Consider the following 24,056-nt stretch of genomic DNA (forward strand, 5'->3'; position numbering starts at 1 on the left):
AGACCTCCCACCTTTGAAGAAGGACCCGTACGTGACGGAACAACCGCAGCCCTTCCGCGACCCGCGGCTGCCCTTCGCCAAGCGCGTCGACGATCTGCTCCAGCGGCTCACGCCGGACGAGCGCGTCGCGATGCTCCACCAGTTCGCCCCGGCCGTCGACCGGCTCGGCCTCGGCGCCTTCCGCACCGGCCAGGAAGCCCTGCACGGCGTCGCCTGGATGGGACCGGCCACCGTCTTCCCGCAGGCCGTCGGCCTCGGCGCCACCTGGAACGACGAACTGGTGCGCCGCGTCGGCGAAGCCGTCGGCAACGAGGTCCGCGCCAAGCGCGCCCACGACGACCGTGTCGGCCTCAACGTCTGGGCCCCCACCGTCAACCTGCTGCGCCACCCGCTGTGGGGGCGCGGCGAGGAGGGGTACTCCGAGGACGCCGGCCTCACCTCCGCCATCGCGGTCGCCTACACGCGCGGCCTGCGCGGCGACCACCCGCACTACTGGCGCACCGCCCCGGTCCTCAAGCACTGGCTCGCCCACAACAACGAGACCGACCGCGACACCTCGTCCTCCTCGGTCCGCCCCAGGGTCCTGCACGAATACGACCTGCGCGCCTTCCGCGACGCCGTACGCGCGGGCGCGGTGGCCGGCGTGATGCCCGCCTACAACCTGGTCAACGGCCGCCCCAACCACGTCTCGCCGCTGCTGTCCCGGCAGCTGCGCACCTGGACCGAACAGCCCCTGGTCGTCTGCTCCGACGCCGGCGCGCCGACCAACCTGGTGGACTCCGAGCACTACTTCGACACCCACGAGGAGGCGACCGCCGCCGCCCTGCGCGCCGGCGTCGACAGCTTCACCGACCACGGCCAGGACCCCACCGTCATCACCGCCCGCGTCAAGGGCGCCCTGGAGCGCGGCCTGCTCGACGAGCACGACATCGACACCGCCGTCCGCCGCCTGCTCCACATGCGCTTCGCCCTCGGCGAGTTCGACCCGGAGCTGGACCCGTACGCGAACACCACCGCCCTGGACACCGAGGAGCACCGGGCGCTCGCGCTGGAGGCCGCCGAACAGGCGGTCGTCCTCCTCAAGAACGACGGGCTCCTCCCGCTCGACCCGGCCGCCGGCCGGACCGTCGCCGTCGTCGGACTCCTCGCGGACGCCTGCAAGCTCGACTGGTACAGCGGCACCCTGATGCACCGCTCCACCCCGCTCGACGGACTGCGCGAACGCTTCGGCGCCGATCGCGTGGTGCACGCCGAGGGCGCCGATCTGATCCGGATCAAGTGCGCGGACGGCTGGCTGCACATCCCCGAGGCGGACCCGGACACCGCCGCCGCGCAGGGCGCCGAGGGCGCACTCGACCCGGCGCTCCTCGCCGGCCGCACCGACCTGCCCCCGCTGGTCTGCGCCGACACCCCGTCCGAGCTGGCGCTCGTGGACTGGGGCGACGGTGTCATCACCCTGCGGGAGCCGGCGGGCCGCTATCTGTCCGTCGCCGAGGACGGCCGGGTACGCGCCTCCGCGGACGAACCGGGCGGCTGGGTCGTCCAGGAGACCTTCCGTCGGGAAGCGGTGGAAGGTCATGCCGGCGGTCACCGCCTTCTGCACATCGGAACGGGTGGGTATGTCTCAGTCGCCGCCGACGGCGTAAAGGTTGCCGCCCCGGACGGAGACGATCCGGCCGCCGCCGGAACCGTCTTCGAGATCGAGGTGACCGAGCGCGGCGAGGACGCCGTCGCCCGCGCCGCCGCCGCGGCCGACACCGTGATCGTGGTCGCCGGGAACGACCCGCACATCAACGGCCGCGAGACCGAGGACCGCACCACCCTGGACCTGCCCGCCCAGCAGGAACGCCTCTGGCGCGCCGCCCACGCCGCCAACCCGCGCACCGTCCTGGCGGTCACCTCCGCCTACCCCTACGCGCTGCCCGACGCCGCCGCCACCCTGCCCGCCCTGCTGTGGACCGCCCACGGCGGCCAGGCGGCGGGCACCGCGCTCGCCCGCGTCCTCGCCGGCGACGTCTCCCCGGCCGGCCGGCTCCCGCAGACCTGGTACGCCTCCGACGCGGAACTCCCCGGCCTCCTCGACTACGACATCATCGGCTCCCGCCAGACCTACCTCTACTACGAGGGCACCCCGCTCTACCCGTTCGGCCACGGCCTCACGTACAGCGACTTCACCTACGGCGACCTGACCGCCGAACGCGAGGGCTCCGTGCTGCGCGTCGCGCTCACCGTCACCAACACCGGCACCGTCGCCTCCGACGAGGTCGCCCAGCTGTACGTACGGGCCGTCGCCCCGTCCGTCACCCGGCCGCTGCGCCGGCTCGCCGGCCACCGCAGGCTGCGGCTCGCACCCGGCGCGGGGGAGCGCGTCGCCTTCACCGTGCCGGTCGAGGAGCTCGGGTACTGGGACGTGGCGCACGGCCGCTGGAGCGTCGAGCCCGGCGCGTACGAGATCCAGGCGGGCGCCTCCAGCGCGGACATCCGCCTCACCGCGGTCGTCACCGTCGACGGCGAACCGGCCGGGCCGCGCCCGGTCCTGGACCGCGGTCTGGAGGCGGCCGACTACGACGAGCAGCTCGGCACCGCGATCGTGGACCGCGCCAAGACGGACGGCGACGCGGTCACCGCCACCGCCGAGCCCAGTGAACTGCTCTACCGCCGCTGCGACTTCGGCGCCGGCACGGACGGCGTCGAGGTCCTGGCCTCGGGCGAGGGGGCCGTGCTGATCACCGTGGACGGCACCACCGTCACCGTCCCGGTGCCCGCGACCGGCGGACCGTACGCGTACCGCGCCCTGCGGGCCGGGCTGAGCGCTTCGGGCGTCCGCGACCTGCGGGTCGGCCTGCGCGGCACGGTCCGGCTGGCCCGGCTCGGCTTCACCGGGGCCGGCGAGTGAACCGCACCGCCGCCCGGCCCCCTCTTCCTCCCCCTCCAGTTGCCCCCGGCAAGGAGTCCGCATGAAGTTCACCGATGGCTTCTGGCTCATGCGTGAGGGCGTACGCGCCTCCTACGCGACCGAGGTCCGCGATCTGCGCGTCGACGCCGACCGGTTCACCGCGTACGCCGCGGTCAAACGGGTGGCCGCACGCGGCGACACCCTCAACACCCCGCTCATCACCGTCGACTGCTTCTCCCCGGCCGAGGGTGTCATCGGAGTCCGCACCACCCACCACGCCGGGAAGGCCCGCCGGGGACCGGACTTCGCGTTCCCCGGCCTCGACCCGGCGGCCTCCGGCGCCCGCACCCGGCGGGACGGCACCGTCACCGAACTCACCAGCGGCCCGCTGACCCTGCGGATGGACGCCGAGGGGCCCTGGGGCATCACCTTCCTGGACGCCGAGGGGCGCCGGCTGACCGGCGTCGACCCCAAGGGCACCGCCTTCGCCACCGCCCCGGACGGCTCCCACCACATGGTCGCCCAACTCGCCCTGGGCGTCGGGGAGAACGTCTACGGGCTGGGCGAGCGGTTCACCCCGTACGTCAAGAACGGCCAGAGCGTGGACATCTGGCAGGCGGACGGCGGCACCAGCAGCGAACTGGCCTACAAGAACATCCCGTTCTACCTCTCCTCGCGCGGCTACGGCGTCTTCGTCAACCATCCCGGCAAGGTCTCCTTCGAGGTCGGCTCCGAGTCGGTGGGCCAGGTCCAGTTCAGCGTCGAGGACCAGGAGCTGGAGTACTACATCGTCGCCGGACCGACCCCCAAGGAGGTCCTGGCCCGCTACACCGCGCTCACCGGCCGCCCCGCCCTGCCCCCGGCCTGGTCCTTCGGCCTCTGGCTGACGACGTCGTTCTGCACCTCGTACGACGAGGCGACCGTCACCTCGTTCGTCGAGGGCATGGCGGAGCGCGAGATCCCGCTCTCCGTCTTCCACTTCGACTGCTTCTGGATGCGCGAGTACCAGTGGTCGGACTTCCTGTGGGACCCGGACGTCTTCCCGGACCCGGAGGGCATGCTCGCCCGGCTCAAGGAACGCGGGCTGCGCATCAGCATGTGGATCAACCCGTACATCGCCCAGAAGTCGGCCCTGTTCGCCGAGGGCGCCGAACTCGGGCACCTGGTCCGCCGCCCCAATGGCGACATCTGGCAGTGGGACCTCTGGCAGCCGGGCATGGCCCTGGTCGACTTCACCAGCCCCGCCGCCCGCGCGTGGTACACCGGCAAACTGCGTGCTTTGCTCGACCAGGGCGTCGACTGCTTCAAGACCGACTTCGGCGAGCGCGTCCCCACCGACGTCGTCTGGCACGACGGCTCCGACCCGGAGCGCATGCACAACTACTACGCCCAGATCTACAACCGCACGGTCTTCGAACTCCTGGAGAAGGAACGCGGCCACGGCGAGGCCGTCCTGTTCGCCCGTTCCGCCACGGCCGGCGGCCAGCAGTACCCCGTCCACTGGGGCGGCGACTGCTTCGCCTCCTTCACCGCCATGGCGGAATCGCTGCGCGGCGGCCTGTCCCTGAGCCTGTCCGGCTTCGGGTTCTGGAGCCATGACATCGGCGGCTTCGAGGGCACCCCCGACCCGGCCGTCTTCAAGCGCTGGCTCGCCTTCGGACTGCTCTCCTCGCACAGCAGGCTGCACGGCAACGTGTCCTACCGGGTGCCGTGGGAGTTCGGCGAGGAAGCGGTGGACGTCGCCCGCGCGTTCACCCTCCTCAAGCACCGCCTCATGCCCTACCTGTACGGGGCGGCCGTCGAGGCCCACCGCACCGGCGTCCCGGTCATGCGCCCCATGCTCCTCGAATTCCCCGGCGACCCGGCCACCCGCACCCTGGACCGGCAGTACATGCTCGGCCCGGACCTGCTGGTCGCCCCGGTCTTCAGCGAGGACGGCCAGGTCGAGTACTACGTCCCCGAGGGCACCTGGACCCACCTGCTGACCGGCGAGACGGTCACCGGCCCAGCCTGGCGCCACGAGACCCACGGCTTCGACAGCCTCCCGGTCCTCGTCCGCCCCGGCGCGGTCCTGCCCTGGGGCGCCGACGACCAGCGCCCCGACGCCGACTGGCTCGACGGGCTCACGCTGCGCGTCTTCGGCGACGGCCCCGGCGCGGCCGGCACGACCGTCACCGTGCCCGACCTGACGGGCGCCACCGCCGCCACCTTCCGGGTGACCCGCGACGGGGACACCCTGACCGTCGCCTCCGAGCGCATCGACCGCCCGTACCGCGTGGTCGCCGAGGCGACGGGCGCCACGGGCGAGGGCACGGGAACGGTGTCGGTGCCGCTGGGCTGACCCGAGCGGACCGGCGGGGCGGCGGGGAGGGGGTCCCCCGCCGCCCCGCTCCTCCCGGGGTTTGGCCCGATCTCTCGGGCGGGCGCATGATGGCCGTCACCGGACGAGGAGGCGACCATGGTGCGCGCGGGCCTGACCGCGGAACGTCTGACCAGGGCGGGCGCCGAACTGGCCGACGAGGTCGGCTTCGAGCGGGTGACCGTCTCGGCGCTCGCCCGGCGGTTCGACGTCACGGTGGCGAGCCTCTACTCGCACCTGAAGAACTCCCGGGACCTGCGGACCAGGATCGCCCTGCTCGCCCTGGAGGAACTGGCCGACCGGTGCGCCGCCGCCCTCGCGGGCCGGGCCGGCAAGGACGCCCTGCGCGCCTTCGCCGACGTGTACCGGGACTACGCCCGCGAGCACCCCGGCCGCTACGCCGCGGCCCAGATCGAACTCGACCCGGAGGCGGCGGCCGCGAGTGCCGGCGGCCGGCACGCCCTCATGACCCGCGCCATCCTGCGCGGCTACCACCTGAGCGAACCGGACGAGACCCACGCCGTGCGGCTCCTGGGCAGCGTCTTCCACGGCTTCGTCAGCCTGGAGGCGCGGGGCGGGTTCAGCCACAGCGCCCCCGACTCGCAGGAGTCCTGGACCCGCTCCCTGGACGCCCTGGACGCCCTCCTGCGGAACTGGCCCGCCCCCTGACCCCGCGCGGTTCGCGGAGCACCCCGGAACGCGGCCGGGGCCGGGCGGGTGCGGACCCGCCCGGCCCCGGCGCATCCGGTGCTCGCTGTGCCGGCCGTGCTCGTGGTGCTCGCCGTGCCGGCCGTGCCCGGCGTCAGACGCCCGGCGGCACGTGGGACGGGCGGCCCCGGCCACGGGTCAGCGAGTAGCCGAAGACGCCCGCCAGCGCGGCGAGCACCCCGCCGCCCGCCGTCCACAGCCAGCGGCTGGTCCACCAGCCCGACGACCAGCCGTCCTCCGGCTCCGCGGCCATCGCGGCCGGCCGGGGAGAGGCGTCCGTACCGTCGTCCGACGCCTGCCCGGCCGCGGAGACGCCGGGCACCAGCGGCTTCGACAGGCTGCCGTCCACATCGACGGAGCCGCCCTGGTCCTTGGAGCCGACCTCCACCTCGGTGCGCACCGGCAGACCCAGGTCCGCCTGGGGGAGCCCGACGACCGTGAGACGGACGTAGTAGCTGCCCGGCAGCGGGTCGTTGGCCCACGGCTCCGCCAGGGCCCGGACGGTCCGCAGCACACAGGTCAGCTCGACCGTCGCGGCGTCGGCCGCCGCGGTGCCGGTCTGCTTGCCGTACATGCACGCCTGGCGGCGGCGCAGTCCGTCGTACACGTCGACCTGCCAGGTCTGCGCCCCGTGCCGGGTGGCGCTCTCGGGCAGGGTGACCTTCGCCTTCACCGTGGCGCGCTGCCCGGCGTCGGCCGGGAAGACCCAGTACAGGTAGTCGCCGGTGGAGGCGTCGGCGGTGGCGGTCTCGCCCTGCCGGATCGCCGTGGCGGTACGGAAGGTGGTACCCGCCTCGGTGGGGCCGGACTCCTCGCCGGAGGGGCTCGGGCTCGCCGTCGCGTCGTCGGCGGAAGCGGCCGACGCCCCGGTGAGCAGGGTCAGGCCGGTCAGCAGCGCGCCCGCGAGCACGCGTCTCGTACGGGACATCAGTTGGTCCTCCAGACAGCGATGCGCCAGCGCGAGATCCAGCCGAAGAGGAGACCCACGATCAGGCCGGTCAGGGTGAGCAGGCCCAGCAGCCACCAGCCATGGCCCAGCCCGAAGGCGGCCACGTCCGAGGCCGTGTCGGGGCCGTCCACCAGGTCGACGGTCAGCTCGATCGGCATGCCGGGGGAGGTCTTCACCGAGGCGGGCGCCGAGAAGGAGTTGCTGACCTGGAGGCAGACGGTCTCGGGGGTCTGCTCGTCGTCGTCCAGTTCGGCCTTGGGGTAGCGCAGCCCGGAGGAGATGGCGTCGGTGCGCCCGGTCCCGGACTCGGAGCCCCGGACGATCTCCCGGCCATGCACGGTCACCGCGCGCAGCAGCATCCCGTAGTCGTTGTTGACGGCGCGGTCGGCGAAGACGCTGACCGAGGCGCGCAGTTCCTGGCCGGGCAGCACCTCGACCTTGTACCAGCGGTGCTCGGCGAACTTCTCGCGGTCGGTGTAGAGGCCGGGCTTCAGCTCGGGCGCGTCCGTGCAGCTGTCGGCGCCCTTGGTGGCGACCGGGGTGACGACGGGCTCCGCCGCGCGGTCCACCAGCTGCTTGACGCGGCTGGAGAGTTCGTCGGTGTGCTGGACGGCCGTGTAGGTGCCGCCGGTGGCCTCGGCGATGCAGGTCAGCTGCTGGCGGATCTTCGCGTTGGGTACCAGGCCGAGGGTGTCGATGACCAGGTGGATGCCGCGCGCCGCGATGTCGCGGGCGACCTCGCAGGGGTCGAGCGGGCCGCAGGTGTCCTCGCCGTCGCTGATGAGGACGATCCGGCGGGTGGAGTCGCCGCCCTCCAGGTCGTCGGCGGCGCCGAGCAGCGCGGGGCCGATCGGGGTCCAGCCGGTGGGGGCGAGCGTCGCGACGGCGGTCTTCGCCTCGGTGCGGTCCAGCGGGCCGACCGGGTAGAGCTGCCGGGTGTCCTTGCAGCCCACCTTGCGGTCGTCGCCCGGATAGTCGGCGCCGAGGGTGCGGATGCCGAGCTGCACCTGCTCCGGCACCGCGTCCAGCACCTCGTTGAACGCCTGCTTCGCCGCGCTCATCCGGGACTTGCCGTCGATGTCGCGGGTCCGCATGGAGCCGCTGACGTCCAGGACCAGCTCGACCTTGGGCGAGGCATTCGTGGGGGTTTCGTCGGCCGCGGCGGGCAGCGCCGTGCCGAGCCCGGCGGTCAGGGTGGCGAGCAGAATGCCCACCCCGACCGTCAGCCTTCTTCTTATGATCATCGCCGGATAGTAGTGAACATCAGTTCGCTAACCAAAACGGCTGGTTGGCGCCCCGGCCCGGAACGGCCGGTGCCGCCGTACGCGCTCCCGCGCGCGCACGGCGGCCCATGACGGCCGGTCAGCCGGTACGGTCCCCGCCGAGCAGCGGCCCGGCCGCCCGCTCCAGCACGGAGCCGATCCGGTCCCACGCCGTCAGATCCCGCTCCACCGCCTCCAGCAGGAGATCGGCGCCGGTGTCCCAGCCCGCCGCGACCGCCACCGCGTCCGCGCCGGTGGCCGCCGACGCCGCGAGCGCCGCTGCCCCGAGCGCCACCAGCTCCCCGGCGCCCGGCACGATCACCGGCCTTCCGGAGAGCCGCCGTACGGTCTCCACCCAGACGCGGCCCTGCGCGCCGCCGCCGATCAGCCGCAGCGGCCGGGCCGCCACCTCCGGATCGGCCGGGTCGAGCCCGCAGGCCCGCAGCAGCTCGTCGAGCGCCCGCAGCACGGTCACCACCGCGCCCTCGTAGGCGGCTCCGAGCAGTTGCCGCGGGGTGGTGTCGTGCCGCAGCCCGGTGAGGAGACCGGCGGCGGTGGGCAGGTCCGGGGTGCGCTCGCCGTCCAGGTAGGGCAGCAGCACCGCCTCGCCGCCCGGCTCCGCGTCGTCGCGGTCCAGGCCGAACAGGGCGGCGACCTTGTCCACGGCGAGCGTGCAGTTCAGGGTGCAGGCCAGCGGCAGATACGTACCGTCCGCCGCCGCGAACCCGGAGAGCGCGGCGGAGGCCGGGCGGGTCCGGGACGCGGCGAAGACCGTGCCCGAGGTACCCAGGCTCAGCACCGGGTGGTCCAGCAGCCCGGCCCCGCCCAGGCCGAGCCCCACGGCGGCGCTCATGTTGTCCCCGGTGCCCGCCGCGACCGCGATCCCGGCGGGCAGCCCGAGCGCCTCGGCGGCCCGCTCCGTCAGCCCGCCGACGCGGGCCGCGCCGCTCGGCGCCACCTCGGGCAGCAGCGCCGCGTCCAGCCCGATCAGCTCCAGCAGCCCGGGGTCGTAGGCGCCGGTCGCGGTGGAGTACCAGCAGGTGCCCGACGCGTCGCCCGGATCGGTGACGGCCCGGCCGGAGAGCCGCTCGGTCAGGAAGTCGTGGGGCAGGCGCACGGCGGCGGCCGCCCGCGCGGTCTCCGGCTCGTTCTCCCGCAGCCACTGCCACTTCGACGCGGTCATCGCGGCCACCGGGACGGACCCGGTGCGCGCCGTCCAGGCGTCGGCGCCGCCGAGCGCGGCGGTCAGGGCGGCGGCCTGCGGGGCGGACCGGGTGTCGTTCCACAGCAGGGCCGGGCGCAGCGGACGGCCCTGCGCGTCCAGGACGACCAGACCGTGCTGCTGGCCCGCGACCGCGATGCCCACCACGTCGGCCGGGGCGGCGCCGGACTCCTTCAGCCCGGCGGCGACCGCGTCGCACAGGGCCCGCCACCAGACCTCGGGGTCGCTCTCGCGCGCCCCGCCCTCGCCGGTGACCACGTGCGGGGCGCGGCCTACGGCGAGCAGCCGGCCGGTGGCGGTGTCGACGAACGCCGCCTTGGTGGACTGGGTGGAGCTGTCCACACCGATGACGACGGTATGCGGCGGCATGGCTGACCTCATTCACTGACGTATTTGATCGTGTGGAAAACAAATTACGTGATCGAACCGCTCCGGAACAGGGGAGGTTCCTCCTTCGTGTCCGGTGTGCGGGAAGGTTCCGGGTCTCGGGGCTTTACGTCGCACGGGCTGTCCGTGCATGATTAGTCATGACAGTGAACAAATTGAGGTTCGACCGCCCGACCGGCTGCGGACCCCTGGCCCCGAAGGCGGCACCACCATGACGGAACGCTTCGCACCGACCCCCGAGGACAAGTTCACCTTCGGTCTGTGGACCGTGGGCTGGCAGGGCCGCGACCCCTTCGGCGACGCCACGCGCACCGCGATCGACCCGGTCGACTCCGTCAAGCGCCTCGCCGAGCTCGGCGCGTACGGCGTGACCTTCCACGACGACGACCTGATCCCGTTCGGCTCCTCGGACACCGAGCGCGAGGCCGTCGTCAAGCGCTTCCGCCAGGCGCTCGACACGGCCGGACTGGTCGTCCCCATGGCCACGACCAACCTCTTCACGCACCCCGTCTTCAAGGACGGCGCCTTCACCGCCAACGACCGCGACGTCCGCCGCTACGCCCTGCGCAAGACCATGCGCAACATCGACCTCGCCGTCGAGCTGGGCGCCACCACCTACGTCGCCTGGGGCGGCCGGGAAGGCTCCGAGTCCGGCGCCGCCAAGGACGTCCGGGTCGCGCTCGACCGCATGAAGGAGGCGTTCGACCTGCTGGGCGACTACGTCACCGAGCAGGGCTACGACCTGAAGTTCGCCATCGAGCCCAAGCCCAACGAGCCGCGCGGCGACATCCTCCTGCCCACCATCGGCCACGCCCTCGCCTTCATCGAGCGCCTGGAGCGCCCCGAGCTGGTCGGCGTCAACCCGGAGGTCGGGCACGAGCAGATGGCCGGCCTCAACTTCCCGCACGGCATCGCGCAGGCCCTGTGGGCGGGCAAGCTCTTCCACATCGACCTCAACGGCCAGTCCGGCATCAAGTACGACCAGGACCTGCGCTTCGGCGCCGGCGACCTGCGCCAGGCGTTCTGGCTGGTCGACCTGCTGGAGAGCTCCGACTACACCGGCCCGCGCCACTTCGACTTCAAGCCTCCGCGCACCGAGGACTACGACGGCGTCTGGGCCTCCGCCGCCGGCTGCATGCGCAACTACCTCATCCTCAAGGAGCGCGCCGCCGCCTTCCGCGCCGACCCGGCCGTCCGGGAGGCCCTGCGCGCCGCCCGTCTCGACGAGCTGGCGCAGCGCACCGCCGAGGACGGCGTGGCCGGCCTGCTCGCCGACCGCTCCGCCTTCGAGGAGTTCGACGTGGACGCGGCCGCCGCGCGCGGCATGGCGTTCGAGGTCCTGGACCAGCTCGCGATGGACCACCTGCTCGGCGTCCGCTGACCCGGCGGCGCACCGGGGGAGGGGGCGGACGCACGACGCGTCCGCCCCCTCCCGCGTTTCGCGGCTCTCAGGCCATCGCCGGACGCGCGTACGCCACCGGGTCGGCCAGCACGTCCGTCATGACCAGCGCCGCCGCGCCCCGCGCCGCGTCCCCCGCCACCGACGACGCGCGCAGCCGGCCCCCGCCGGGCGACCAGAGCCCGGACACCACCCGGCCCAGCTCCTCACCGGCGGGCGGCGACAGCCACGGCATCAGGTTCCGGTAGATCCCGCCGAGCACCACCGCGTCCGGGTCCAGCAGATTGACCGCCCCCGACAGCACCCGGCCCAGCATCCGGCCGGCCTCCGCGACCGCCGCGACGGCCCGCTCGTCGCCCGCCCGGACCCGCTTCTCCAGCTCCGTGACGGCCAGACCGCCGGCCCCGTCGATCCCGGCCGCCCGCAGCAGCGCCGCCTGTCCCGCGTACTGCTCCAGGCAGCCGCGCGAACCGCACCGGCACCGGGGCCCCTGCGCGTCCACCACGACGTGCCCGATCTCACCCGCGAAGCCGTGCGCCCCGCGCAGCAGCTCGCCGTCGATGACGACCGCACCGCCCACGCCGATCTCGCCCGTGAGGTACAGGAAGGTGCGGATGCGTTCCAGGCCGCCGAACCACAGCTCGGCCAGGGCCGCGAGGTTCGCCTCGTTCTCCGAGCGGACCGGCAGCGCCGGGTGGCCCGGATGCTCGGCGGTCAGCGCGGCGGCGAACAGCTCCTCGGCCGGCACCTGGTTCCAGCCCAGGTTCGGCGCCTGGCGGACCGCGCCGCCGGAGACCAGGCCCGGCAGCGCCAGGGCCACACCGACCGGGTACAGCTCCTGCTCCCGCGCCGAGTCCAGGGTGCGCGCGGCGATCCGGGCCGCCCGCGCCAGAACCTCGGCGGGCGGGGTGCCCCGGTTGTCCAGGTGTTCGGTGAGCCGGACCCGGCCGGTGCCGGCCAGGTCCACGACGCACACCGAGACGTAGTCGATGTTGACCTCGACCCCGAGCCCGGCCGGTCCGGTGCGGGCCGTCTTCAGCGCGGTGCCGGGACGGCCGGCCTGACCGCTGAACGTCTTGCCGGACTCGGTCAGGAAGCCGCTCTCCAGCAGCTGCTCGACCAGCGAGGACACGGCGGCACGGGTCAGCCCCACGCGTGCGGCGACCCCGGCCCGGGTCGCCTCCCCCTCGCCCTCGTCGCGGACGGCCCGCAGCACGAGGCTCAGATTGCTGCGCCGGACGGTGTCCTTGTCGGCCTTGGGCCCCAGCGGTGTGAGGTTGCTCTTCATATCGGTCCTGAGCCTATGCGATTCCGTACGTCAGTACGGTCCCGATCCGGGCAAACCGGGCCCCGCCGCGCGACGGGGCCCGGTCCCGTCTCAGGAGGCGGACGCCCCCCGCTCCTTGAGCATGTCCGCCATGAGCGCGATCTCCGACTGCTGGCCCCGGACCATGCCGTCGGCCAGGTTCCGGATCTCCTCGGTCCCCGCCGACGAGGCCGCCGCGGCCGCCATGTCGGCACCGGCCTTGTGGTGGGCGGTCATCAGCCGGAGGAAGAGCACCTCCGCCTTTCTGCCCTCGGCCTTGCGCAGGGCGTCCAGCTGGGCGTCGGTCGCCATGCCGGGCATCAGCGCCCCGTCACCGCCGGGGGTGAAGGTGTGCCCCATCCACGCCATCGGCGCTCCGGGGGAACTCTTGGCCCGCCCCCACATCTCCAGCCACCCGAGCAGCATGCCGCGCTGATTGGCCTGGGTGTTGATGATGTCGAACGCGAGCCGGCGCACTGCCTCGTCCGAGGTGCGGTCCCGGACGATGAACGACATCTCGACCGCCTGCTGGTGGTGGACCGCCATGTCGCGCGCGAACCCCACATCGGCCGAGGACTCCGCCGGTGCGGACGCCGCGGCGGACGCGGCGGGCGCCGACGTCGAGGGCCGGGCGAGCGTCAGCGCGATGAGCACCAGCGCCAGCAGCAGTACGGCACCGCCGGCCAGCAGCAGGAGCCGCGAGGTGCGGGGGGCGGACGTCACTTGGCGATCCCTCCCGTGCAGGCGGCGCCCGGCTCGGGGGTCTGCGCGCCCTGCACGTACTTGGTGAAGAACTGCGCCACCCGCGGGTCGTCGGCGCTCTTGACGGTGAGCTGCTTGCCCCAGGCGCTGAGCATCAGCGGTGCCGCCTGGTCCTCGATCGGGCTCATCAGAGAGTAGGGCGTGGACGCGACGCGCTCGTTCAGCTTCTTCACATCGGCGGGCTTCGCCTTGCCGGTGTACGTCACCCAGACCGCGCCGTGCTCCAGCGAGTGGACGGCGTTCTCCTTCGGTATCGCCTCGGTGTACACATCACCGTTGCAGTTCATCCACACCGGGTTGTGGTCGCCGCCGACCGGCGGGTTCATCGGGTAGTCGACGGTCTTCTCGACATGGTTCTGGGTGAGCTTGTCCCAGCTCTTCTCGCCGTCCACGTCCGACGCCACCACGGCGGCCTCCTCCTTGTCCTGCTCGTCGGCGGCGTTCATCAGATAGCCGCCGCCGGCGACGAGGCCGACGACCGCCAGGACGCTGGCCCCGATGGTGAGGATGCGGGCGCGGCGCTCGCGGGCGCGCTCCTGGCGGCGGGCCTCCTCCAGCTTGGCGCGGCGGGCGGCGGCGTTGTTCTTCTTGTTCTCGGCGGAAGCCATGACGGGGTCCTTCGGTTCAGCGGATCGGTGGGGGCACTGCGTACGGCATGGGGGAGCCGCCGCCCCGGAAACGGGTACGGGAGATCCCCGGCCGTCCTAGATCCGCTGAACCTGAAGGCGTAGGGGGTCCACCTCGCCGACCGCGTCGTTCGAGGGGCCCCGGATCGACCGGCCGCCGGTCAGCGGCTGGGCCGGAAGCGTCGTCACGGCGGCCGAGGGCACCCCTGCCGGGGCCGGCTGGCCGGGCAGCAGGACGGGCGCCGAGGGCTTCGAGGTGCCGTGGCAGGAGTCGCCCACGCCCCGGCTGCCGGGGGAGTCGGCCACCACGGCGCGCACCCCGGAGAAGTCCGCCGGCGCGGCGGCCGACCAGACCCTGGGCTCGGGGCCCGGGTGGTGCCGGCCGGACTGCGGGGAGCAGCAGGCGGCGAGGGCCACCAGGATGAACAGCCAGGCGAGCGCGGCCGGCGCACCGGTGCCGCGCAGCCCCTTCGCTCCCGCGCTCAGCCTGCTCATGCCGCACATCGTACGTGGCGCGTTGAACTTTCAAGCAGTGCGGGAGCGGACAGGCACGGGGCCGGTGAACCTGTGGATCGGCGGACGGAAGGTTCGATTTCGGCCATGGCGAGATAGTGTGCCCCGGTGACCACGCACTCGAACGTATCTGCGGGCTGGTATCCCGATCCGCACGGCGCCCCCCAGCTGCTGCGTTACTGGGACGGCTCCCGGTGGACCGACCACACGCACCCGGCCGAGGGCGGCGGGGCCCCCGCGCGGCCGCAGGCCCCCGCGCAGGGGCAGGTGCCGCAGCAGCCGGCCGCCGTCCCGCCGCAGGGCGCCCCGCACCCGCAGGGCGGCGCTCCCGGCGGCGCGCTCTTCGAACAGCAGGTCCTGGTCGTGAACCAGAAGGCCAAGCTGATCGAGCTGACGAACGAGTACAGCGTCTTCGACCAGCACGGCACCACCATCGGGTCGGTCGTACAGGTCGGCCAGGGCGCCATGCGCAAGGTGCTGCGCTTCCTCACCAGCATCGACCAGTACCTCACCCACCGCCTCGAGATCCGCGACGCCCAGGGGCAGCCGCAACTGCTGCTGACCCGGCCGGCGAAGTTCATCAAGTCCCGGGTCGTCGTGCAGCGCCCCGACGGCCGGCCGGTCGGCGAGATCGTCCAGCAGAACGCCATCGGCAAGATCAACTTCGCCGTCATGGCCGGCGGGCAGCAGATCGGCGCCATCAAGGCCGAGAACTGGCGCGCCTGGAACTTCGCGATCGTGGACCACAACGACGCCGAGGTCGCCCGGATCACCAAGACCTGGGAGGGCCTCGCCAAGACGCTGTTCACGACGGCGGACAACTACGTCCTCCAGATCCACTACCGGCTCCCCGAGCCGCTGCTGAGTCTGGTGGTGGCGGCCGCCCTGACCGTGGACACCGCGCTCAAGCAGGACGCCCGCGGCCTCGGCTGACCCGCTCCGGGCCGCGCCGGTGCCGACGCGGGACCGGCCCGGACGGCCCGTCACGGGCGGCCCGTTCCGGCCAAGTGTTTTACGGGTGTAATACCTGTTAACGTGTATGGGTGAGTGAGACAACCGCCAGGTCCCGCAGGCCCGCCGTCCGCAAGCTGCCGCTGACCGGCCCGCTGCGCCTGGCCCGGCCCTCCGACATGTGGTTCAAGCCCGCCACCAGCGTGGTCGTGGCCACCGCGATACCCAACCTGGCGCTGCTCGCCGTCGACCGGCTCGACCTGGTGATGTACACGATGGCGGGCTCGCTCTGCGCGCTCTACGGCCACCACCTCCCCTACGCGCGCCGCGCCCGGACCGTCGCCGGTGTCGTCCTCGGCATGACCGCCGGGCTCGCCGCCGCCCTCGTCGTCGCCTCGCTCACCACGTCGACCGCCCTGCTCATCGCCGTCGGCGCGCTCCTGGCCGCCGGGCAGAAACTGCTCTGCGACGCGACCCGCATCGGCCCGCCCGGACCGGTGATCCTCACCTTCGTCAGCTCCGCCGCCCTCTTCTCCCCCCAGACGCTCGCCCAGGTCCCCGGCCACCTCGCCCTGACCCTCGGCGCCGGGGCGGTCGCCTGGCTCGTCGCCGTCGTCGCCCCCGCCCTCGTCCGCCGCGACGGCCCCGAACGCCGCGCCACCGCCCGCGCCCTGGACGCCGCCGCCGCGCACGCCGCCGCCCCCGGCCACGCCACCCGGCGCGCCGCCGTCACCGCCGTCCACGCCGCCTGGCAGACCCTCGTCGCGGCCGGCCGCCCCACCCCGGCCCGCCGCGCCCTGGAACGCCTGGTCGTCCACGCCGAGACCACCGCCCTGACCGCCGCGCCCGACCCCGCCGACGCCGGCCGGCTGCGCGCTTGGGCCCGGCAGACCCGCGCCCGCGGCCCCGTGCCCACCCCGCCGGCCACCACCGGCACCACCGCCGAACTCCTCGGCCTCGACACCGAACGCGCCGCCCGCACCGGACTCCCGCGCACCCTGACGCGCGCCCTCGCCCCCGGCTCCCCGCTGCTCCCGGTCGCCGCCCGTACCCTCGTCGGCTGTGCCCTGGCCGGATACGTCTGCTCCGCCGCGGGCGTCGGCCGCCCCTACTGGGCCATCGTCACGGCCGCCTCGCTCTACCAGGCCAACGTCACGCTCTCCTGGAACCGCACGCTCCAGCGCACCCTCGGCAACCTCATCGGCGTGCTCGTCTTCGCGGCCGTCCTGCCGGCCGCCCGGACCGCCCCGCTCGCCCTCATCGGCTTCTGCCTCCTCTTCGCGTTCGCCGCCGAGGCGCTGATCACCCGCAACTACTGGCTCGGCTCCGTCGCCGTGACCCCGATGGCCCTGCTCGTCCTGGAGTACGCGGGCACCCACCCGGCCGGCGAACTGATCGGCGACCGGGTCCTGGACACCGTCATCGGCGCCGCGGTCGGCTTCCTCGCCGCCGTCCTGGTCACCAACCGCCGTGCCACCGGCCGCGTCGAGCGCGCCCTCGCCGCCGCCGAGCACGCCCGCGACCACGCCGCGCGGACCCTCGCCGCACCCGAACCCGCCCCCGCCGCGCTGGACGCCGCCCGCCGCCGGCTCACCGGCTCCCTGGTCGAACTGCGCGAGGCCGACGACACCGCGGCCGGGGAGTGGTGGCAGCCGGACCTGCCCCGGGAGGCGGTGCTCGCGGCCGAGCGGGACGGACACCGTACGCTCGCCGCGACAGCGAAACGGCAGGGGCTGCTCGTCCCCGCCCAGGAGAACGGAGCGGTGTGACCGACGACATCGTGGCCTCGGTGGTCCGGCAGTGGCGCGCCGTCAACCCGGAGCTGGACACCGGACCCATGGAGCTGATCGGCCGCATCAACCGGTGCTCCGCCCTCCTCCAGCAGGCCGAGGACGCCCCGCTGCGGGCGGCCGGGCTGAACCGCGCCGAGTTCGACCTGCTCGGGGCCGTACGCCGTACCGACCGTGAACTGACCCCCGGCGAGCTGGCCAGGGAGACCTTCTCCTCCGGGGCCGCCGTCACCAAGCGGCTCAAGGTCCTCCAGGAACGCGGACTGCTCGCCCGGCGCGGCGACGAACGCGACCGCAGGGTGACGTACGTGGGCCTCACCGACGAGGGGCGCGCCCTGGTCGACGGGCTGCTGCCGCAGCAGCTCGCGTACGAGCGCGCGGTGCTCTCCGGCCTCGACGCCGAGTCCCGCGACCGGCTGAGCGCTCAGCTCAGCGAGCTGCTGGTCCAGCTGGAGGGACGCATCGGCGGCGCCCGCCGCTGACCCCGGCCGGGCGCCCGCCGTGGACGCCCGGCCGCCGCATCACCCGTAAGAGCCCCTTCGATCACATGTGCCCTTTGAGCGCGTCGCGGGGCGATTCTTCCGTGTTCTTCCGTGCCGTCACTCCCCGCACACGCGTGAAGGCGGTGCGTGTAAAAACTCGTGAGTGTATTACCGCTGGAGCGCTCGCGCAGGGGGTTGGAGGAATGTGCGAAAGCACTGATTCGATCTGACTAAGCTCACGCGCTGTGCAACCGAGTTGAGATGAATTCGCGTGCTTGTTCCCTTCATGCACACAAGCGCCGAATCTCCGGAATACAGCCCGAATCAACCGCCAGAGGTTCAGATGGCCCGTGTTGAATCACCGCCGGCCGGACGGGAAGCCCCCGTCGCCCGCGCCCTGTTGCTACCCGTCGTCGTGATGGCGGGAGCGACCACCGCCGCCGCGGCGCTGGTCGCCGAGCCCGCGCGGATACCAGTCGTCTGGTGCGGAGTCTTCGCCACCGTCGTCGTCGCCGCGCTCGCCGTGGAGATCGCCCGCCGGGGCCGCACGATCCGCCGCCGCAACGCCGAGTACCAGCGGCGTCTCACCGCCCTGGAACGGCGCATCGCCGACCACGACGAGGAGACCGTACGCATCAGCAAGGAGCTGCTGCCGGCCGCCATCCACCGTTTGCGCGTGGGCAACTCGCCCGACGAGGTGCTGCGCGACGTGGTCGACGCCGACCCGGTCTACCGCCACCTCTCCGACCCGCAGCGCTCCCTCGTCTACACGGTCCTCGACATCATCGACAACGAGGAGGCGACCCGCGACTCGGCGCAGCGCGCCTTCGTCAACGTCGCCCGCCGCGTCCAGGCGATCGTCAACCGACAGGCCAGTGAGCTGCGGGAGATGGAGGAGCACCACGGGCGCAACCCCGACGTCTTCGACGACCTGCTCCGCATCGACCACGGCACCGCGCTGATCGGCCGGCTCGCCGACTCCATCGCCGTGCTCGGCGGCGCCCGCCCCAGCCGCCAGTGGCCCAAGCCCGTACCGCTGTTCAGCGTGCTGCGCGGCGCCATGTCGCGCATCCTGGAGTACCCGCGCATCGATCTGCACTCGATCGCCAAGGTCGCCATCATCGGCACCGCGGTCGAACCGCTCATCCACGCCTGCGCCGAACTCCTCGACAACGCCACCCGCTACTCGCCGCCGCAGACCCGGGTGCACGTCACCGCGGTCGAGGTGCAGACCGGCATCGCCATCGAGATCGAGGACGGCGGCGTCAGCCTCAGCGAGGAGGCCCGCGCCCGCGCCGAGAACATGCTCGCCAGGGCCCAGGCAGGCTCCAGCATGAACGACCTCGGCGAGGCCCCGCGCCTCGGCATGGCCGTCGTCGGGCGCCTCGCCCGGATGTACGACCTCCAGGTCTCGCTGCGCCAGTCCGCGTACGGCGGTGTCCGCGCGGTGCTCATCGTGCCCCGCGCCATGGTCACCACCGGCCCGGCGCCCGGCATCGCCCACGGCATCGGCGCCACCTCGCGGCCCACCAGCGACATCGACCTCTCCGACCTGCAGCACGTCGTGCCGCCGCGTGGCAAGCGGCGCAAGCCCAAGCCCGCGGTCGCCGCCCGCCCCGCCACCGGCCCGGTCGTCTCCGACACCAGGCCGGCCGCCCCCACCGCCGCCCTGGAGGACGACGTGCCCGTCGTCACCGAATGGACCGCGGGCGGCCTCCCGCAGCGCCGCAGCCGGGGCCGCGCCCCGCTGGGTTCGCACAACCTCCCCGCCCAGGCCGCCGACCCCATGGCCGGCCGCACCAACGGCCACGGCTACGGCCACGGCCCCGCCCAGGGGGGCAACAGCACGGAACCGCCTCCCGGCATCTGGCTGGAGGCGTTCACCAAGGCCGCCAACGGCGTGCCCCAGGAGCCCGGGGCGGACGACGCCCCTGACGACGCGTGGGACAAGGGAGATCAGCAGTGATCCAGCAGCGCGGCAACATGGACTGGATGCTCAAGGAGCTCGCCGACGACGTCCCGGACATCCACCAGATCGTCGTCCTCTCGGCGGACGGCCTGCGCATCGCCCAGCACGGCGGCGACCCCGACGTCGCCGACCGGCTCGCGGCGGCGTGCGCCGGACTGCAGAGCCTGGCGGCGGCCGTCGCCACCGAGATCCCGTACAGCGACGGCCGGATGCGGCTCGTCGTCATCGAGGTCACCGGCGGCTTCTTCTACCTGATGGCAGCGGGCACCGGCGCCTACCTCGCGGTGCTCGCCGGGGAGACGGTGGACGCCGGACACGTCGGCGCGCGGATGCGCGACATGGTCGCCCGCATCGGCGGCCATCTCACGAGCCCGCCCCGCCACGACGGGCAGCCCGGATGAAGTCTCCCCGAAGAGAACGCCGGAAGGCGGACCCGGCGCTGAGCGATCCGGAACGGCTCTACGTCATCACCGGCGATCCCGACGACGGAGAGCGGGCCGCGCTCGACCTGGTCACGATGATCGTCTCGAAGTCCGAGCCGTCCCCGACCGTCCAGCCCGAGCAGGCCGTGATCCTGCGGCTCTGCCAGGCCCCGTTATCCGTCGCGGAACTCTCCGCCTACCTCAGCCTCCCGTTCAGCGTGGTGACCTCGCTCCTCACCGAACTCCTCGCCACCGGACTGATCGAATCGCGCGCGCCGATCGTGCGCGCGACCCTCCCGGACCGGTCCCTCCTCGAAGCGGTGATGCATGGACTTCAGAAACTCTGACACGATCACGGGCCCCCGCAGCGAGGACGTCCTGCCCACCACGGCCACCGCCGCGGTGAAGGTCGTGATCGTCGGGGGGTTCGGGGCCGGCAAGACGACCATGGTCGGCTCGGTCAGCGAGATCCGGCCGCTGACCACCGAAGAGACCATGACGCAGGCCGGGATCGGCGTCGACGACAACTACGGGGTGGAGAGCAAGACCGCCACCACCGTCGCCATGGACTTCGGCCGGATCAGCATCAGCGACGAGCTGATCCTCTACCTCTTCGGCACCCCCGGCCAGGAGCGGTTCTGGTTCCTCTGGAACGGCCTGTTCGAGGGCGCCCTCGGCGCCGTCGTCCTCATCGACACCCGGCGGCTCGAAGTCAGCTTCGACGTCATCGGACGCCTGGAGGAGCGCGGCGTGCCGTTCGTCGTCGCCATCAACAGCTTCCCCGACGCCCCGAAGCACCCCGTCGAAGCGCTGCGCAGTGCCCTGGACCTCCCGGACGAGGTCCCGATAATCGACTGCGACGCCCGGCTGCGCGTCTCCAGCCGCGATGTGCTGATGACCCTGATGCGCTACCTGCACAGTCTGGCCCTCCCACGCGCCTGACCCGCCCGCGCACCCTCCCGAACCCGTCCCGCGCGTTCCCCCACCGCGCCCCCGACCGTCCGGCCCCGCGGCCGGACTCCTGGAGCGATCGTGACAAGCCCCTTCCCCTACGAGCACGGCCAGGACACCGCGCCGGTCCCGCCCCCCGAATGCCCGGCCCACGGCCTGGGCGTCGGCCCCGGCGGACTGCGCCGGATGTACGGCCCCGAGGCCGAACAGGACCCGCACGGCCTGTACGAGAAGCTGCGCGCCGAACACGGCACGGTGGCCCCCGTCCTGCTGCACGGCGACGTGCCCGCCTGGCTGGTCCTCGGCCACAGCGAGAACCTGCACATGACCCGTACGCCCTCGCAGTTCTCCCGTGACTCCCGCCACTGGTGGGCGCTGCAGGACGGCACCATCGCCCCCGACCACCCGCTCGCCCCGCAGGTCGCCTGGCAGCCGATCTGCGCCTTCGCGGACGGCGCCACCCACGAGCGCCAGCGCGGCGCCCTCACCGACTCCATCGCCCGCATCGACACCCGCGGCGTCCGGCGCCACATCAACCGCTACAGCAACCGGCTCGTCAACGGCTTCTGCCGGGAGGGCCGCACCGACCTCGTCGCCGAGTTCGCCGAACGGCTGCCCATGATGGTCATGTGCGCCGTCCTCGGGATGCCGGAGGAGTCCAACGACCGGATGGTGCAGGCCGCCCGTGACATGATCAAGGGCACCGCCACCGCCGTCCAGAGCAACGCCTACATGGTGGACGTGCTGAGCCGCCTCGTGGAGCGCCGCCGCCGCGAGCCCGCCGACGACTTCGCCACCTGGCTCGTCGAACACCCCGCCGCCATGAACGACAAGGAGGTGGCCGAGCATCTGCGGCTCATGCTCATCGTCTCCTACGAGACGACCACCAACCTGATCGCCAACGTGCTGCGCATGGTCCTCACCGACCCCCGCTTCCGCTCCCGGCTCAGCGGCGGCCACATGACCGTGCCCGAGGCGGTCGAGCAGACCCTGTGGGACGAGCCGCCGTTCGCCGCGATCCTGGGCCGCTGGGCGGTCGGCGACACGGAACTGGGCGGCCAGCACATCAAGGCCGGCGACGCGCTGATCGTCGGCATCACGGCGGCCAACACCGACCCGGTGGTACGTCCCGACCTCAAGGCCGACATGGCGGGCAACCGCGCCCACCTCGCGTTCAGCGGCGGCCCCCACGAGTGCCCCGGCCAGGACATCGGGCGCGCCATCGCCGACGTCGGCGTCGAGGCGCTGCTGATGCGCCTGCCCGACCTCGAACTCGCGGTCGAGGAGAGCGAACTGCGCTGGGTCGGCAACCTGGTCAGCCGTCACCTGGCCGAACTCCCCGCCGAATTCGCGGCCCGCGCCCCGCAGGACGACCGCCGGCCGCCGTCCATGGGCAAGCCCACCGCCGCCCGCCGGGACTGGGAGGTCCAGTCCGCCGTACGGCACGCCGCCCCGACCCCGGTCCGGGCCCACCTGCCCTCCGACCAGGCCCACGCCCCCGCCCGCTCCGGCCCGTCCGGCGCGACCGCCACCGTCGACGGCTCGGCGGACGTGACCGGCGCGGCGGGCGAGAACGCCGCCGGCCTGGTCCCGCGCCAGCGCAAGCCCGGCGCGCCCGCCCGGCTCTGGAGCGTCGTCTCCCGCTGGTGGAACGGCGACTGAGACCCGGCCGCACCTTCGGGGCGGCCCGGTGGACGGAGGCTCCGGCCCTTCGTCACCGGGCCGCCCCGCGCCCGTGCCACGTACCATGCGGAAGCGTGAAGCTGACAATTCTGGGCGGCGGCGGATTCCGGGTCCCTCTGGTGTACGGGGCGCTGCTCGCCGACCACGCCGAGGGCCGCGTGTCGGCCGTCACCCTCTACGACACGGACACCGACCGGCTCACCGCCGTCGCACGGGTCCTCGCCGAACAGGCCGCGGGCATCCCGGACGCGCCGGCCGTCCGCGCCACCACCGACCTGGACGAGGCCCTGCGCGGCGCCGACTTCGTCTTCTCCGCGATCCGCGTCGGTGGCCTCGCGGGCCGGGCCGCCGACGAACGGGTCGCCCTGGACGAGGGCGTACTCGGGCAGGAGACGGTCGGTGCCGGCGGCATCGCGTACGGGCTGCGCACCGTGCCCGTCGCCGTCGACCTGGCGCGGCGCATCGCCCGGCTCGCCCCGGACGCCTGGGTCATCAACTTCACCAACCCGGCCGGACTGGTCACCGAGGCGATGTCCCGCCACCTCGGCGACCGCGTCATCGGCATCTGCGACTCACCGGTCGGCCTCGGCCGCCGCATCGCCCGTGTCCTGGGCGCCGATCCGGACCTGGCCCGGATCGACTACATCGGCCTCAACCACCTCGGCTGGGTACGCGGGCTGTACGTCGCGGGCCGGGACGAACTCCCGCGCCTGCTCGCCGACCCCGGACTGCTGGGCTCCTTCGAGGAGGGCCGGCTGTTCGGCCCCGACTGGCTGCGCTCCCTGGGCTCGATCCCCAACGAATACCTGCACTACTACTACTTCAACCGCGAGGCCGTCCGCGCCTACCAGGAGGCCGCGCAGACCCGGGGCGCCTTCCTGCGCGAGCAGCAGGAGGGCTTCTACGGCCGGATGAAGGACCCGGCGACCCCCGCCCTGGCCACCTGGGACCGCACCCGCGCCGAGCGCGAGGCCACCTACATGTCGGAGAACCGGGAGGTGGCCGGCGCCGGCGAGCGCGAGAAGAGCGATCTGGACACCGGCGGCTACGAACAGGTCGCGCTCGCCCTGATGCGCGCGATCGCCCGTGACGAGCAGGCCACCCTGATCCTCAACGTCCGCAACCGCGCCACCCTGGCCGTGCTGGACGCGGACGCCGTGATCGAGGCGCCCTGCCTGGTGGACGCCAACGGCGCCCGGCCCCTCGCCGCGGACCCGCTGCCCTACCACGCGGTGGGCCTGGTCACCTCGGTGAAGGCCGTCGAGCGCGCGGTGCTCGACGCGGCGGCGAGCGCGTCGCGCGCGGACGCCGTCCGGGCGTTCGCCCTGCACCCGCTGGTCGACTCGGTCTCCGTCGCCCGCCGCCTGGTGGACGGCTACACGAAGGCGCATCCCGGACTGGCGTACCTGGCGTAGCACT

The 24,056-nt window shown here is 73.5% G+C and carries 20 protein-coding genes; 13 read left to right on the forward strand and 7 right to left on the reverse strand.

The window, feature by feature from the left end; genetic code table 11:
- Positions 1-31: 31 nt before the first annotated feature.
- The 3 genes from OG710_RS26705 (at position 32) to OG710_RS26715 (ending at position 5,924) form a co-directional block, all read left to right on the forward strand.
- Positions 32-2,896 carry a glycoside hydrolase family 3 C-terminal domain-containing protein gene (locus tag OG710_RS26705; RefSeq protein WP_330241602.1) on the forward strand — a complete coding sequence of 955 codons (2,865 nt, stop codon included), beginning with the start codon at positions 32-34 and terminating at the stop codon, positions 2,894-2,896.
- Positions 2,897-2,957: 61 nt separating this feature from the next.
- Positions 2,958-5,237, forward strand: coding sequence for an alpha-xylosidase (gene yicI / locus OG710_RS26710; RefSeq protein WP_330241603.1), 2,280 nt, complete (start codon positions 2,958-2,960; stop codon positions 5,235-5,237).
- Positions 5,238-5,354: 117 nt separating this feature from the next.
- Positions 5,355-5,924: a TetR/AcrR family transcriptional regulator gene (locus tag OG710_RS26715; protein ID WP_330241604.1), complete on the forward strand. Its 570-nt coding sequence runs from the start codon at positions 5,355-5,357 to the stop codon at positions 5,922-5,924.
- Between the two features lie 133 nt (positions 5,925-6,057).
- On the opposite strand, the gene OG710_RS26720 is transcribed toward OG710_RS26715, so the two are convergent.
- The 3 genes from OG710_RS26720 to xylB all read right to left on the reverse strand — a co-directional run bounded on the left by OG710_RS26720 (position 6,058) and on the right by xylB (position 9,765).
- Positions 6,058-6,891, reverse strand: a complete 834-nt coding sequence (locus OG710_RS26720) for a hypothetical protein (protein ID WP_330241605.1) — start codon at positions 6,889-6,891, stop codon at positions 6,058-6,060.
- A complete protein-coding gene (locus OG710_RS26725; RefSeq protein WP_330241606.1) occupies positions 6,891-8,156 on the reverse strand; it encodes a VWA domain-containing protein in 1,266 nt (421 codons plus the stop codon). The genes OG710_RS26720 and OG710_RS26725 overlap by 1 nt, the downstream gene beginning before the upstream one ends.
- 118 nt (positions 8,157-8,274) lie before the next feature.
- Positions 8,275-9,765 carry a xylulokinase gene (gene xylB / locus OG710_RS26730; protein WP_330241607.1) on the reverse strand — a complete coding sequence of 497 codons (1,491 nt, stop codon included), beginning with the start codon at positions 9,763-9,765 and terminating at the stop codon, positions 8,275-8,277.
- 229 nt (positions 9,766-9,994) lie between these two features.
- Between xylB and xylA the strand changes: the two genes are divergently transcribed.
- The gene (gene xylA, locus OG710_RS26735; RefSeq protein ID WP_330241608.1) at positions 9,995-11,164 is read left to right on the forward strand and encodes a xylose isomerase; all 1,170 of its coding nucleotides are present in this window, start codon (positions 9,995-9,997) and stop codon (positions 11,162-11,164) included.
- Between the two features lie 67 nt (positions 11,165-11,231).
- Here xylA and OG710_RS26740 read toward each other — a convergent pair whose 3' ends face one another.
- The 4 genes from OG710_RS26740 to OG710_RS26755 form a co-directional block, all read right to left on the reverse strand.
- Positions 11,232-12,470, reverse strand: a complete 1,239-nt coding sequence (locus OG710_RS26740; RefSeq protein ID WP_330241609.1) for an ROK family protein — start codon at positions 12,468-12,470, stop codon at positions 11,232-11,234.
- Positions 12,471-12,560: 90 nt separating this feature from the next.
- Positions 12,561-13,211, reverse strand: coding sequence for a DUF305 domain-containing protein (locus OG710_RS26745; RefSeq protein ID WP_330241610.1), 651 nt, complete (start codon positions 13,209-13,211; stop codon positions 12,561-12,563).
- Positions 13,208-13,858, reverse strand: coding sequence for a DUF3105 domain-containing protein (locus OG710_RS26750; RefSeq protein WP_330241611.1), 651 nt, complete (start codon positions 13,856-13,858; stop codon positions 13,208-13,210). Before OG710_RS26750 ends, OG710_RS26745 begins: the two co-directional genes overlap by 4 nt.
- 96 nt (positions 13,859-13,954) lie before the next feature.
- The gene (locus tag OG710_RS26755) at positions 13,955-14,371 is read right to left on the reverse strand and encodes a hypothetical protein (protein WP_330241612.1); all 417 of its coding nucleotides are present in this window, start codon (positions 14,369-14,371) and stop codon (positions 13,955-13,957) included.
- A 126-nt stretch (positions 14,372-14,497) separates the two neighbouring features.
- Between OG710_RS26755 and OG710_RS26760 the strand changes: the two genes are divergently transcribed.
- The 9 genes from OG710_RS26760 to OG710_RS26800 all read left to right on the forward strand — a co-directional run bounded on the left by OG710_RS26760 (position 14,498) and on the right by OG710_RS26800 (position 24,052).
- Entirely contained in the window at positions 14,498-15,322 is an 825-nt protein-coding gene (locus OG710_RS26760) for a phospholipid scramblase-related protein (protein ID WP_330241613.1), read from the forward strand.
- 110 nt (positions 15,323-15,432) lie between these two features.
- The gene (locus OG710_RS26765) at positions 15,433-17,109 is read left to right on the forward strand and encodes an FUSC family protein (protein ID WP_330241614.1); all 1,677 of its coding nucleotides are present in this window, start codon (positions 15,433-15,435) and stop codon (positions 17,107-17,109) included.
- Positions 17,106-17,612, forward strand: a complete 507-nt coding sequence (locus OG710_RS26770) for a MarR family winged helix-turn-helix transcriptional regulator (RefSeq protein ID WP_330241615.1) — start codon at positions 17,106-17,108, stop codon at positions 17,610-17,612. The genes OG710_RS26765 and OG710_RS26770 overlap by 4 nt, the downstream gene beginning before the upstream one ends.
- Before the next feature lie 343 nt (positions 17,613-17,955).
- Positions 17,956-19,578 carry a sensor histidine kinase gene (locus tag OG710_RS26775; RefSeq protein WP_330241616.1) on the forward strand — a complete coding sequence of 541 codons (1,623 nt, stop codon included), beginning with the start codon at positions 17,956-17,958 and terminating at the stop codon, positions 19,576-19,578.
- Complete coding sequence (locus OG710_RS26780; RefSeq protein WP_330241617.1) at positions 19,575-19,982, forward strand: roadblock/LC7 domain-containing protein; 408 nt, start codon at positions 19,575-19,577, stop codon at positions 19,980-19,982. Before OG710_RS26775 ends, OG710_RS26780 begins: the two co-directional genes overlap by 4 nt.
- Positions 19,979-20,350, forward strand: a complete 372-nt coding sequence (locus OG710_RS26785; RefSeq protein ID WP_111339232.1) for a DUF742 domain-containing protein — start codon at positions 19,979-19,981, stop codon at positions 20,348-20,350. The genes OG710_RS26780 and OG710_RS26785 overlap by 4 nt, the downstream gene beginning before the upstream one ends.
- The gene (locus OG710_RS26790; RefSeq protein WP_330241618.1) at positions 20,331-20,945 is read left to right on the forward strand and encodes a GTP-binding protein; all 615 of its coding nucleotides are present in this window, start codon (positions 20,331-20,333) and stop codon (positions 20,943-20,945) included. The genes OG710_RS26785 and OG710_RS26790 overlap by 20 nt, the downstream gene beginning before the upstream one ends.
- Before the next feature lie 90 nt (positions 20,946-21,035).
- Positions 21,036-22,616, forward strand: coding sequence for a cytochrome P450 (locus OG710_RS26795; protein ID WP_330241619.1), 1,581 nt, complete (start codon positions 21,036-21,038; stop codon positions 22,614-22,616).
- Positions 22,617-22,711: 95 nt separating this feature from the next.
- On the forward strand, positions 22,712-24,052 hold the full coding sequence (locus OG710_RS26800; RefSeq protein WP_330241620.1) for a 6-phospho-beta-glucosidase: 1,341 nt from the start codon (positions 22,712-22,714) through the stop codon (positions 24,050-24,052).
- Positions 24,053-24,056 lie beyond the last annotated feature (4 nt).

The sequence above is a fragment of the Streptomyces sp. NBC_00525 genome, from assembly GCF_036346595.1.
Lineage (GTDB): Bacteria > Actinomycetota > Actinomycetes > Streptomycetales > Streptomycetaceae > Streptomyces.